The 12,697-nt window shown below is 38.6% G+C and carries 13 protein-coding genes; all 13 read left to right on the top strand.

What is annotated here, in order from left to right; genetic code table 11:
- Window positions 1-35 precede the first annotated feature (35 nt).
- The gene (locus RYM16_RS06565; protein WP_105082099.1) at window positions 36-917 is read left to right on the top strand and encodes a sirohydrochlorin cobaltochelatase; all 882 of its coding nucleotides are present in this window, start codon (window positions 36-38) and stop codon (window positions 915-917) included.
- 204 nt (window positions 918-1,121) lie between these two features.
- Window positions 1,122-1,976 carry a sirohydrochlorin cobaltochelatase gene (locus RYM16_RS06560; RefSeq protein WP_274204866.1) on the top strand — a complete coding sequence of 285 codons (855 nt, stop codon included), beginning with the start codon at window positions 1,122-1,124 and terminating at the stop codon, window positions 1,974-1,976.
- Between the two features lie 86 nt (window positions 1,977-2,062).
- Window positions 2,063-2,770 carry a precorrin-2 C(20)-methyltransferase gene (cobI, locus tag RYM16_RS06555; RefSeq protein WP_314983071.1) on the top strand — a complete coding sequence of 236 codons (708 nt, stop codon included), beginning with the start codon at window positions 2,063-2,065 and terminating at the stop codon, window positions 2,768-2,770.
- Window positions 2,771-2,799: 29 nt separating this feature from the next.
- On the top strand, window positions 2,800-4,179 hold the full coding sequence (locus RYM16_RS06550; protein WP_274204868.1) for a cobyrinate a,c-diamide synthase: 1,380 nt from the start codon (window positions 2,800-2,802) through the stop codon (window positions 4,177-4,179).
- Between the two features lie 2 nt (window positions 4,180-4,181).
- Window positions 4,182-4,724: a cob(I)yrinic acid a,c-diamide adenosyltransferase gene (gene cobO / locus RYM16_RS06545; protein WP_314983070.1), complete on the top strand. Its 543-nt coding sequence runs from the start codon at window positions 4,182-4,184 to the stop codon at window positions 4,722-4,724.
- A 222-nt stretch (window positions 4,725-4,946) separates the two neighbouring features.
- Complete coding sequence (locus tag RYM16_RS06540) at window positions 4,947-5,336, top strand: class II SORL domain-containing protein (protein ID WP_273299270.1); 390 nt, start codon at window positions 4,947-4,949, stop codon at window positions 5,334-5,336.
- A 190-nt stretch (window positions 5,337-5,526) separates the two neighbouring features.
- Window positions 5,527-6,756, top strand: a complete 1,230-nt coding sequence (locus RYM16_RS06535) for an aspartate kinase (RefSeq protein ID WP_009351703.1) — start codon at window positions 5,527-5,529, stop codon at window positions 6,754-6,756.
- A gap of 7 nt (window positions 6,757-6,763) precedes the next feature.
- Complete coding sequence (locus RYM16_RS06530; RefSeq protein ID WP_054748679.1) at window positions 6,764-7,081, top strand: hypothetical protein; 318 nt, start codon at window positions 6,764-6,766, stop codon at window positions 7,079-7,081.
- A gap of 138 nt (window positions 7,082-7,219) precedes the next feature.
- On the top strand, window positions 7,220-10,129 hold the full coding sequence (locus tag RYM16_RS06525; protein ID WP_314983069.1) for an insulinase family protein: 2,910 nt from the start codon (window positions 7,220-7,222) through the stop codon (window positions 10,127-10,129).
- A 79-nt stretch (window positions 10,130-10,208) separates the two neighbouring features.
- On the top strand, window positions 10,209-11,177 hold the full coding sequence (gluQRS, locus tag RYM16_RS06520; RefSeq protein ID WP_314983068.1) for a tRNA glutamyl-Q(34) synthetase GluQRS: 969 nt from the start codon (window positions 10,209-10,211) through the stop codon (window positions 11,175-11,177).
- Between the two features lie 138 nt (window positions 11,178-11,315).
- Window positions 11,316-11,690, top strand: a complete 375-nt coding sequence (locus tag RYM16_RS06515) for a CoA-binding protein (protein ID WP_314983078.1) — start codon at window positions 11,316-11,318, stop codon at window positions 11,688-11,690.
- A gap of 9 nt (window positions 11,691-11,699) precedes the next feature.
- The gene (trxA, locus tag RYM16_RS06510; RefSeq protein WP_009351711.1) at window positions 11,700-12,020 is read left to right on the top strand and encodes a thioredoxin; all 321 of its coding nucleotides are present in this window, start codon (window positions 11,700-11,702) and stop codon (window positions 12,018-12,020) included.
- 373 nt (window positions 12,021-12,393) lie between these two features.
- Window positions 12,394-12,697 (top strand): ESPR domain-containing protein (locus tag RYM16_RS06505; protein ID WP_314983067.1); only part of this gene is annotated, 304 nt, incomplete at its 3' end.

The following is a 12,697-nucleotide window of genomic DNA, read 5'->3' as shown; positions in this document are numbered from 1 at the left end:
AATTGTATCATGTATGAGCAATATGGAGGTCACATATGAAAGGCATAATCATTGCATCCTTTGGATCAATTTACCAAGATGCTGTGGAGAAATCCATTGGCAGTATAGAGAAAAAAGTACGTTCCATGTATAGCGATATGGAGGTACGCCGTGTATTCTTATCTGATGCATTAGTAGAGAAGTGGAACGAGAAGTACGATGATAAGATTTCTTCTTTCACAGAGGCTATGCAAGATTTCGCTCGCAAGGGCGTTGATGAAGTATACATTCAACCAGTTACATTGGTAGCAGATCAGTGTTACCAACAAATGCGTAAACAAGCATTAAAGTTTTTACATAATAATGAATATGGTTTTAGCCAAGTGAACATTGGTAAGCCATTACTCACGTCTCTAGGTGTAAAGAATTATGCTGACGATTATGAAGCTACATTAGAAAGTATTGTTCGCCACGTTAATACAAAAGCGCTTAATAAGTCTGTAGTACTTATGGCGAATGGTCAAAATCAATTGGAATTTAGTACATTACAATTGAAAGCTATGTACGGTGCGGCACCAAATGTTGTGGTATTTACTACAAATGGGTTCCCTACTTTTAAACAAGCTCTTACCTTGTTAGATCGAATGGGGCATAAAGATTTATTAGTAGTACCGTTGGCTCTTATTGGTTCTACACATTTAATGGACTATCTTGGCGGTGAGCGTTCTGACTCCATTTATGCATTGCTCGCTGAAGAGGGTTACAATGTAGATATTTGGAATGAAGGTCTTGGTGAAAATCCTTATGTACAAGATTTATTCTTGAAGCATTTAGGCCAAGCTATCCGGATGTCTGATCGGAAGCGTCCCATGCCTCGTGAATCTGTAAAACCTGTAATGACAAATTCTCGTATAGAAGTACAAGGTATGATTTCTTAATACTTACTATTACATAATTAGACATATCACTCCACTCCTTTCCATAAGCAAAACTCCTCCTTGTTGGATATCCAATGGGGAGGAGTTTTACTTTTACTATGAAAGATAAGAATAATTTCCAATTTATACGTACCACGGTATGCCCTGAAAAGATTCTCTATGGTATGATTAAGATACATTATTAATTAATATAAGGAGACTTTCATGAAACAAGCTATTTTAGTTGTTGCCTTTGGGTCCACTGTTGACAGTGCTCGTGAACATAATATTGATTCCGTAGTAGAATATATCCGTAAAGCGTATCCGGACTATACTGTGGAACTAGCTTTTTCCTCTCGTATCATCGTTAAGCGTTTACGTGAACGCGGTGTTGAGGTACCTACTGAACAAGGGGCGTTAGAAAAACTCATCCAAGAAGGGTATACACATGTGTATGTACAACCACTTCATTTCACTGGCGGTGAAGAGTTTGATAAATTGAAAAATAATATCCTTGCTCATGAAGGGGAAGGACAGCTAGAAGTATTGCGCGTAGGTAGACCTCTCGTATATTACATGGGCCAAGAAGAGCATCCAGATGATTACCAAATCTTAATTGACCGTTTCATTAAATCTCTTAATATTTCTAAAGAAGACGGGTTACTATTGGTTGGTCATGGTGGCCTCGGTTCTGGTAATTCATCATATGGCAACCTACAATTTAAACTAATTCGTGATGGCCTTACAAATGTACGTGTCGCCGTTTTAGAGAATGCTCCTTATGTGGCTGATGTAGCTATGCCATGGGAATGGCTTGATGGGAAGCGTCCAAATACAATTCACCTACATCCATTATTATTAGTATTAGGGGATCATGCCCAAAATGATCTCTTCGGAGATGAAGAGGATAGTGTAGTAAATGAATTGACTGAGGCTGGTTATGAGGTTAAACCTATTAATGCTGGTCTAGGTGAGTATGAAGTTATCCAAGATATCTTCCGTCAACATTTACAAGACTGCATCGATGATTTGTATGGCAAACGTAGCCCACATCGCCCTGCAATTCCAAATATTAAATAGTGCCTTTGTATATCTTGCATAAATTGGTTATAATAATAGATATTGCAATTATAAATAAACTGTAACTATAAGAATAGGAGATACCCATGAAAGGTAAATTATATGGCATTGGCGTAGGCCCTGGTGATTTTGAATTAATGACTGTGAAAGCTGCTCGCATCGTAGGTGAAGCAGATATTATTATCACACCTAAAACAGAAAAGAAAGATGGCTCTGTAGCCCTTGATATTGCATCCCCATATATCCAAGAACATACAGAAATCGTTCCTGTAGTATTCCCAATGGTATTGGATGATGCTACACAAGAGGAAGGCTGGCAAGAAGCAAAACGCATTATTTTATCTTACTTAGATGAAGGTAAAAGCGTTGTATTCTTAACATTGGGTGATCCTATGTTCTACAGCACATATATGTATGTATACCGCCTGATTGAAAATACTGGTCATGAAATTGAAACTATTCCAGGTGTAACTGCATTCTGTGCTATTGGATCTCACCTTGGCTATCCAATCGTAGAGAAGGAAGAAGTATTAGCTATCGTTCCTGCTACAGCACCTAAAGAAAAAATTGATGCTGTATTGGCTGTTGCCGATGATGCGGTAATCATGAAAGTGTACAAAAACTTTGATGAAGTACAAGAAACATTGATTAAACACAATATGGCAGATGATGCGGTTATGATCAGCCGTGTAGGTTTGCCAGATGAGCAAGTATTCGTAGGCCTTGATAAGATGCCAAAAGATACTAAACTCAACTACTTATCTACAATCCTTGCAAAACGTAAGGACCGTTAACAAACACGTCGTATTACGAGGTAATATCTATGAACACAGTACAGATTCCACGTGTTGTCATTGCTGGCACTAACTCAGGTGTAGGTAAAACAACTATCGTAGCGGGCTTATTGGCTGCTTATGCAAATGGTGGACGTACGGTGCAATCCTTTAAAGTGGGCCCGGATTATATTGATCCGGGCTTTCATAAAATTGCATCCGGCCGTGACAGCTATAATTTAGATACGTGGCTCGTGCCACCTCACAAATTAAATCCTTTCTTTGCTACTATGGCGCATGGAGTAGACCTTGCTATTATTGAAGGTGTTATGGGCCTTTATGATGGTGGTCGAGAAGGCGTTAGTTCTACAGCTCAAATTGCTAAGCAATTGAATGCACCGGTGGTGCTTGTTATCGATTGCAAGGCTATGGGTGAAAGTGCAGCAGCTATTGCTAAAGGGTTCCGTGATTATGATCCAGAGGTAAACTTTGGTGGCGTCATCTTGAACCGCTTAGGTTCTGCCAACCATGAACGCATGGTTCGTGAAGGCATGGATAAGATAGGTGTACCTGTTATTGGTGCTATTTATCGAGATGACCGTATGCACTCTCCTGAGCGCCATTTAGGACTCACACCTGTTACTGAGATAGATCCAACAGAGGCCATCAACACGATTCGCGAAGCTGTTGAGAAAATGGTAAATCTAGATCAATTGTTGGACATTGCTTCTAGTGCACCTGCTATTAAGTTACTGGAGGCTGTAGATGCTAAATCCGTTGAAAAGCGAGTTAAAATTGGCGTAGCCTATGATGAGGCGTTTTCTTTCTACTATCCCGCAAGTTTAGCTGCCTTAGAAGAGAAGGGGGCCGAGCTCGTTTATTTTAGCCCTCTTAATGATTTAGTGATTCCCGAAGTAGACGGCCTTGTATTTGGTGGTGGTTTTCCTGAAATGTTCTTGTTCCAATTATCTAGCAATGAATCTATGAAGGACTCTATCCGCCAAGCAAATGAACAAGGTATGCCGATTTATGCTGAATGTGGTGGTCTTATGTACCTTTGTGAAACGATTCACGATTTTGAAGGCTCTGTATATGAAACAGTAGGGATTGTACCGGCTAACTGTATAATGCAACAAAAACTGCAAAAGGTTGGCTATGTTACGGCTACTGCCAAAAGAGATACGTTACTAGGGGCCGCAAATACATCCCTTCGTGGGCATGAGTTCCATTTCTCTACGATGGAGCCCACAGTAGAAGACTTCCCATGGGCATTCCATTTAGAAGGAGGCCGTAAGCCTCAATCTTATGATGGCGGCTATGCTACTAATAATGTTTTAGCATCCTATTTACATTTGAACTTTGCTGGTTCCGATGAAGGGGCGCAACACTTTGTAGATATATGTGCTACGTATAAAGCTAAAAGGAGCTAATTATGAGTGAACGAGGCTTAATTTTAGTCAACACAGGTAATGGTAAAGGTAAAACTACGGCCGCTTTAGGTGTTGCATTGCGTGCTGTTGGTCAAGGCTTTAAGGTTCTCATACTACAATTTATTAAAAGTGGTAATGGCTATGGTGAATTAGCAGGTCTCGCTAAATTAGGTGACCAAGTAGAAATACGCTCCATGGGTAAAGGTTTTATTTACTATAAACGTGATGAAGTAGGAGAGGCAGAGCTCGCAAGACACAAAGCGGCGGCTCAAACTGCTTGGCATACTTTGGTAGAGGAGGTTAACTCTGATACATGGGATCTTATCATAATGGATGAAATCAATAATGCCATTAATTACGAGCTTATTGATGTAAACTCTGTAGTAGATATGCTAAAGAATAAACCAGAACGACTTCATGTAATTTTGACGGGCCGCTATGCTAAACCAGAAATTATTGAAATAGCGGATACGGTAACAGAAATGAATGTAGTAAAGCATGCTTATGAGAAGGGCATTAAGGCTGCTAAAGGTATTGAGTTTTAAGTATAGGTACTTAAATCTTAAGGATACTGCTAAAGGCATGTATAGTAGTACATTTAGCAACTAATGTTTTGTATTTATGAGTTTTAACTATAATTAAATCTAAAAGTTTCGAAAAAGCCCTTGCTAAAACTATATCGAAAATGTATAATATAGTCATAAGCACAGTAGTGCTCAATATTCTTGACATTAAGTATGTATATAACAATAACCAGGAGGTTAACTATGGCTGTACATGATTACATTAAATCTGGCGATTTCGCTACTGAAAAACACGTTCCTGTTATCGAAACAGTTGACACTGTAAAAGCAGGTGAAACTTTCCACGTAACTTTGTCCGTTGGTAAAGATATTGCACATCCTAACACTGTAGAACATCACATTGAATGGATCAAATTGTACTTCGTAGCTGAAGGTACTCAATTGCCATTCGAAGTTGGTGAAATTTCCTTCAACGTACATGGTGATGGCGCAACTGCAAACGAAGGCCCTGTACATGCAATTTCTGAAGGTTCTTTGGCAGTTTCCTTGAACAAATCTGGTAAATTGATTGCTGTATCTTACTGCAATCTTCACGGTTTGTGGGAATCCGAAAAAGAAATTACAGTTGCTTAATTAACTAAAACAACTAATAAAGACCAGCCCTAGGGCTGGTCTTTTTGCATATATCTTAATGTCCGCAGAAAAAGGATTTTTGTATTATTCCAGTGGAATGATTGCTGTGCATCCCTTTACAGTGCTATTTGTTTGTGGTAAAGTATATTCATATTGATATTTAGTAAGCATAGTTAAATGAGGGATTATTGTGGCCTTAATCGTTAAAAAATTTGGTGGTAGTTCCGTAGCTACACCAGAAAAAATATTTAATATTGTTGATCGCGTCCTTCGTGAGAAGCAAGCAGACGATAAAATCGTTATTGTTGTATCCGCAATGGGTGATACAACGGATGACTTGGTAGCATTGGCTAAACAAGTAACATCCAAGCCTTATGGTCGTGAGATGGACCGCTTGTTATCCACAGGTGAACAAGTAACGATTGCATTGATGGCAATGGCTTTTAACGAACGTGGTCAAAAATCTGTATCCTTAACAGGTGACCAAGCAGGTATCACAACTAGTGATAGTTTCAATAAAGGCCGCATTTTGGGCGTTGATCCAAATCGCGTGTTTGAAGCGTTGGATGCAGGCAACATCGTAGTTGTTGCTGGTTTCCAAGGTATTACTGAATATGGTGACATGGTTACATTAGGTCGTGGTGGCTCTGATACAACAGCAGTTGCATTGGCAGGCGCTATGAAGGCAGATGTATGTGAAATCTTCACAGATGTAGACGGCGTATATTCTACAGACCCTCGCGTAGCGAAGGAAGCTTTCAAATTAGAAGAAGTAACGTATGGCGAAATGCTCGAAATGGCGCGCCTTGGTGCCGGTGTAATGCAACCACGTGCCGTAGAAATGGGCTTCCGTTATGGCGTGCCTATTCATGTACGTTCTACATTTAATGATAAACCAGGTACTATTATTCGGGAGGATTATACTGTGGAAGCAAATAAACGCGTAATTACTGGCGTAGCTGATGATAAAAATACTGCAAAAGTAGCCCTTGTAGGCGTTGAAAATAAACCAGGTGTGGCAGCAACTGTATTCAAAGCATTGGCTGCGAAAAACGTAGACGTAGATATGATTGTTCAATCTATCCGCTCCGTTGGTGAACCAAAAACTGACCTTATCTTTACAGTAGCTATGGATGACGTAGTTTTGGCGCGCGAAGTATTGGAAGAATTGCAAGAAACGGTTGATATTGAAGCTGTAAATATTGACGAACGCATGGCAAAAGTTTCTATTATCGGTGCTGGTATGCTAGGTCAACCTGGCGTGGCAGCTCAAATGTTTGATATTTTGAGCCAAGAAGGCATCAATATTGAAATCATTTCTACTTCTGAAATTAGTATTTCCTGCCTTGTTGCTGAAGACCGTGTAAAAGATGCTGTTCGCGTAATTCACAACGGCTTATTGTTAGACCAAAGAGGTTAATCTATTAATGGATAGTCTACGTAGTTTTATGGATGAAATGCTCAATGACCAAGGTCGTAAGGAAGGTTTCATTAGCGATCTACTAGGAAATCTAAAAAATCAGCCTATTCCAACATTGGAGCAAGCTCAAACTGGTTACACTACGGTAAGTAATTTACATGGTATCTTCTACGATTATGATAAAGCAGAGGTTACTATTTCTTACAAGGTAGTACCGGATATGTATGAACCCTATACATTGAGCTTTATACAGTTTCAAGCTGTACTAGAAGGCTTATTAACCTTGCGCCGCAATCAAAAGTGGCAAATGCAACATACTAAATAATATAAACCCCATAGGCCTATGCCTATGGGGTTTTGTGTTTCGATAATTATTCTTAACATCTATATATAAAGTCATCGATATGGTATAATTAATTGTTAAGAAAGAAATCATTTTATTTATATAGAAAGAAGGGACAGCATGGAAATAAATAAGGTTTATTCTGGCTTTCGCCTTGACCGCATTGAGCGCATTGATGAGATCAATGGTACCGCTTATGAAATGAAGCACGAAAAGTCTGGTGCACGATTAATTTATATCGATTCACCAGATTCTAATAAAGTATTCAATATTGCTTTTAGAACAACACCTCACAACAGTACTGGTGTAGCGCATATTATGGAGCACTCCGTATTATGTGGTTCTCGCAAGTTTCCTTTGAAAGAGCCTTTTGTAGAGCTCGTGAAAGGTTCTTTGAATACGTTCTTAAACGCAATGACATACCCTGATAAGACGATGTATCCTGTGGCGAGTAAGAACGATAAAGACTTCCGCAACTTAATGGACGTGTATCTTGATGCTGTATTGTATCCTCGCGTACGTGACGATGCAGAAATCGTAATGCAAGAAGGTTGGCATTATGAGCTAGATCATGCCGATGATGAGCTTACCTATAAAGGTGTTGTATTTAATGAGATGAAGGGTGTGTACTCTTCCCCTGATTCCGTATTAGAGCGTCAAATGATGCGCGAACTTTTCCCAGATACTACTTATGGTGTTGATTCTGGTGGGGATCCTGATCATATTACAGATTTAACATATGAAGAATTTCAAGAGTTCTATCGTGTTCACTATCATCCATCCAATAGTTATATTTTCCTGTATGGAAATATGAATATTGAAGAACAATTAGCATTTTTGAATGATGAATACTTAAGTCACTTTGATGCTATTGAGGTTCATACTGAGGTAGGTTTACAAGCTCCGTTTACAGAAGGTAAAGTGGTGAGCTATCCGTATAGTGTAGGTTCTGAGGAACCAACAGAGAATCGTACGTTGCATTCCTTTGCCTATGTATTACCTAGTGTGACTCCTGAGCATAGCTTGGCTTTTGAGGTTTTAACACATGCTTTATTAACGTCCCCAGCGGCGCCTTTAAAACAGGCTTTAGTAAAAGCAGGTATCGGCTCTGATGTGAGTGGCTATTATTTAGATAGCATTCGCCAACCTATGTGGACTGTACAAGCAACTGGCTCTAATTTAGATAAACAAGCTGACTTGCAACGCATTGTAGAATCTACATTGCAAGAGCTTTGTGATAAAGGTTTAGATAAAGAATTATTAGAAGCTTCCTTGAATAGCATTGAGTTTGCTCTTCGTGAAAGCGACTTTGGTGGTCGTCCAATCGGTCTTGCCTATGTCATCCGCATGATGGATAACTGGTTATACGATAATGATCCGCTTGAGCTCTTACACTACGAAGAAGCGCTAGTGAATATTCGAAAAGGATTATCTGGTACGTACTTTGAAGATTTGATTCGTCAATCTATTTTAAATAACAATCACAAAGTACTCGTATCTATCTATCCTGAACGTGGACTTCAAGAGCGCAAAGATGCAGAGGTTAAAGAACATTTAGCTGCTGTAAAAGCGAATATGACAAAAGAGGAGATTGACGCGATTGTAGAACAAACAAAACGCCTTAAAATCCGTCAAGAAACTCCAGATAGTGAAGAAGCGTTGGCATCGATTCCATTGCTTGAGTTATCTGATTTAAATCCTAATATTGAAGCTGTAGAACGCCGTGAAAGCAAGATTGGCAATACGAAAGTACACTTTGTACCTACTTTCACAAAAGGTATTAACTATGTAGGTTTATACTTTAACTTGAGTTGCCTCACAGAAGATGAATTGTTCTACGCAGATATTTTAAGTGATATTCTTGGTCGTATTGATACATCTGAACGCAGCTATGAAGCATTGGCTAAAGATATTAATATGAATCTTGGTGGTTTAAGCTCTGATGTTACAGCAATCAGTAAAGATGGTAAACGCGATGAATTTACACCACTTATGATTGTACGTGCTAAAGCATTGCATTCTAAATTACCTGATTTGTGTCGCTTGATTAATGAAGTAGTACAAAAAGCAGATTATAGCGATGATCGTCGTTTGACTGAGCTTGTTCAAGAAAGCAAAGCTATTTGGGATAACGAAGCATTCCGTCGCGGTAACTCCATCGTAAGCCAACGCGTTATGGCACAAGTATCTGCGGTTGGTAAATTTAGAGACAATGGGAACTTTGGTTACTATCAGAAGATTAGTGAATTAGCTTCTAACCCCGCAGCATTACCATTACTGCCAGAAAAATTAGCCGACGTAGCTCGTAAGATTTTCCGTTCTAACAACGTAGATATTATGTTTGTTGGTGAAGAAGGCGAATTAGAGGCTTTTGAAAACTTAATGAAATCATTGGTTGAAACTTGGGATACTACTGAGTTAAGCAATGATGTATTACAAATTACTCGACTTTCCGGTAATGACGGTATCGTTACAGCTGGTAAGGTGCAATACGTAGCGCAAGGTGGTAACTTTGTCGATCATGGGTATAAACATATTGGTCCTATGAGTGTACTAGAAACGATTTTACGGTATGAGTACCTTTGGATTCGTATTCGTGTTCAAGGTGGTGCTTATGGTGCCTTTGCTAATTTCTATGACGATGGCAATATGATTTTCTGTAGCTATCGCGATCCAAATTTGGTAGAAACATTGAATGTGTACAAAGAGTTACCTCAATACCTTCGTGAGTTTACTTTAACTGACCGTGAAATGCGTAAATATATTATTGGTACGATGAGCTCTTTAGACTTGCCTATGACTCCAGCGTTGCGTGGTCCACGTGCAATGGGCATGTACTTTAGCGGTGCTAAACTAGAGGATAAGGTAGAGTTCCGTAAACAAGTTATCGCTTGTAAGCCAGAGAATATTGTTGCTTTAGCAGATGTGGTTGAACCTGTATTAAAGGATAATCATATTTGTACAATGGGTAACGAACAAAAAATTAAAGACGCTGGTGATGTATTCGATAATATCATTTCTTTAGGCTAATTATTTAATATAATATAGTGGCATATTCTGTTTGATTGTACAGAGTATGCCACTTGTTTTGTAATGTAGGAGGGCTAATATGAAAGGTCGGTTTGCACCAAGCCCAACAGGATATATCCATCTTGGCAATGTGTGGATTGCTTTATTATCATATATTTCTACGCGACAACAAAAGGGAACTTATGTAGTTCGAATGGAGGATATAGATCTTCAACGTTCTAAACGGGAATTAGGGGACGCACTCTTAGATGATTTAGAGTGGCTTGGCTTTGAATGGGATGAAGGTCCGCGTATTGGCGGACCAGAATCAACATATTGGCAAAGTGAACGACAAGAATACTATGCTAATATATTAGAAAGTCTTGCATTAGAAAAACTAATTTATCCATGCTTTTGTAATCGTGCTAGATTAAAGTCTATTGCTTCAGCCCCTCATGTGGGAGAGGTAGTTCATCGATATGATGGACATTGTCGCCATATAGATGAGGAAAAGGTGAAAACGCTTTCTGCTGAAAAGGATCCTTCGTTGCGCTTATCCATAGATTCTTGTGATATAGAATTTACAGATCGCTGGCAAGGTGTTCAACGTATTCATTTAGAAGGTGCGCTAGATGATTATGTATTACGTCGTGGTGATGGTATGTATGCCTATAATTTAGCCGTTGTCCTAGACGATATTGCAATGGGAATCACGGAGGTCATTCGTGGAGATGATTTGCTAGATACTACAGGACAGCAAATATATTTATATAAAACATTACAACAGTGTTTACACTCTAAACATATAAAAGTACCATCGTATGGTCATGCACCGCTCTTAATTGATTCTGAAGGGCATAGATTGTCTAAACGACAGAAGAGTATTACTATTCGGGAATTGCGTGATAATCAATGGTCTGCTAATAGAATCGTCGGTGAATTAGCTATCGCAGGTGGGTTAGTTAAAGCCAATGCATTAAATAATCGGGAAATAAGTATTTCTGAATTAATTAAGATTGATTTAAATTTACCTTGTCTTAGTCAGAAAACGATTGAGATAAATATATAGATAAAGAGCATAAAACGGCTATTGCTTTATGTTATAGGATGTTTGCTAAAAGAGAATAATTCTTTGGTTATAAAATTCGATATATTATATTGACAATATTCGATATTCATTTATAATAGAATATAAGAGGTGGTCAAAATGACAATTCAACAAGCTTTAGATCAAAAAGTGTGGGCCGTTATTGGAGCCACTCATAAAACCGAAAAGTTCGGCTATAAGATTTATAAATGTCTTAAAGATCACGGATATGAAGTATATCCAGTTAATCCTAATATTGCAGAAATAGATGGAGACAAATGTTACTCTAGTCTTTCTGCACTTCCTGTTGTACCAGCTGTTGTGGATTTTGTTGTACCAGAAGCAGTGGGTTTGGCTGCATTAGATGAATGTAAAGAACTTGGCATTTCTACTGTGTGGTTGCAACCAGGAGCGGATAAACCATCTGTTGTTGAAAAAGCACATGCTTTAAACCTGCATGTCATTCAAGATTGTGTATTAGTTCAATTACCGTAGGAGGGTACAATGAGCGAATTAAAAGAATTAAAAACTGCTGAATATCAAGATTTAGTAAATCAAGGTGGCGTTACTGTTATTGATTTCTGGGCTCCATGGTGCGGTTATTGCGTACGTATGATGCCAATCATCGAAGAAATCGCAGGTGAGCTTGAAGGTAAAGCTAACTTTGTAAAAGTAAATGCTGATGAAGAACCAGAATTAGCACGTAATATGCAAGTAGAAGTATTACCTACATTCGTTATCTTGAAAGACGGCGAAGTTGTAGATCGTAAAATTGGTTTCTTGCCAAAAGGCGACCTTCAAGGTGCTATCGAATCTAAATTCTAATATTATAGATAAAACTATATAGAGTAAAAAAGACCTCATCAATGTATAAGGGCGACAGTGAGGAGGTTTTTTTCATATTTTGACTACTTAGGAATAAAATGAAAGCGGTACATGTAAATGGAGTTTATAATTTCCAATTTGAGTGTATACGAGGCACTAAATATTAAGTTCCAGTATTTATCTGTATTGTTGTTAGATTTTCGATGAGTGAAAAATGAAACATAAGTTTAACTTATTAATTTTTTTATGGAAGTTTAAAATATTATATGGTAATATTATGTTAAATATTGTGAATGTTTAGTGAAAAGAGTGCAATATTTGATTTATTTCTTCATTGTGGGGTGAGAGCCACAAATGTTGGGAGGGAACTTATATGAATAAGGTATTCAAAGTTGTTTGGAGTGCAACTAAGCACGCTTACGTAGTAACGTCTGAGTTGGCTAAGTCACATCAAAAATCCGCCACTACAATCGTAGCAGCGGTTATTTTGGCGGCTAGCTTTTCTGGAGGTGTTGCTAATGCATCCAGCCCTGAGGATTGGGCTAGAGCTGATCTTATTGGTAGCCAAAGATGGATAACACCTGAGGAAAATGCTTGGGGTCATAACCAATATCAACATCCAATTGATCCACAAGCGCAAAGTCAGCAAGAACAGCAACAACAGCAACAGCAGCAAC

It is taken from the genome of uncultured Veillonella sp. (assembly GCF_963524655.1).
GTDB lineage: Bacteria > Bacillota > Negativicutes > Veillonellales > Veillonellaceae > Veillonella.
Note: the sequence above shows the minus strand (reverse complement) of the source record. Positions and strands in the feature narration are given on the sequence as shown.

Bases quoted from the DNA above. Each gene is read 5' to 3' on its own strand.
- RYM16_RS06540 (WP_273299270.1), top strand. From the start codon at position 4,947: ATGGCTGTACATGATTACATTAAATCTGGCGATTTCGCTACTGAAAAA.
- RYM16_RS06560 (WP_274204866.1), top strand. From the start codon at position 1,122: ATGAAACAAGCTATTTTAGTTGTTGCCTTTGGGTCCACTGTTGACAGT.
- RYM16_RS06515 (WP_314983078.1), top strand. From the start codon at position 11,316: ATGACAATTCAACAAGCTTTAGATCAAAAAGTGTGGGCCGTTATTGGA.
- cobI (WP_314983071.1), top strand. From the start codon at position 2,063: ATGAAAGGTAAATTATATGGCATTGGCGTAGGCCCTGGTGATTTTGAA.
- cobO (WP_314983070.1), top strand. From the start codon at position 4,182: ATGAGTGAACGAGGCTTAATTTTAGTCAACACAGGTAATGGTAAAGGT.
- RYM16_RS06565 (WP_105082099.1), top strand. From the start codon at position 36: ATGAAAGGCATAATCATTGCATCCTTTGGATCAATTTACCAAGATGCT.
- gluQRS (WP_314983068.1), top strand. From the start codon at position 10,209: ATGAAAGGTCGGTTTGCACCAAGCCCAACAGGATATATCCATCTTGGC.
- RYM16_RS06530 (WP_054748679.1), top strand. From the start codon at position 6,764: ATGGATAGTCTACGTAGTTTTATGGATGAAATGCTCAATGACCAAGGT.
- trxA (WP_009351711.1), top strand. From the start codon at position 11,700: ATGAGCGAATTAAAAGAATTAAAAACTGCTGAATATCAAGATTTAGTA.
- RYM16_RS06550 (WP_274204868.1), top strand. From the start codon at position 2,800: ATGAACACAGTACAGATTCCACGTGTTGTCATTGCTGGCACTAACTCA.
- RYM16_RS06525 (WP_314983069.1), top strand. From the start codon at position 7,220: ATGGAAATAAATAAGGTTTATTCTGGCTTTCGCCTTGACCGCATTGAG.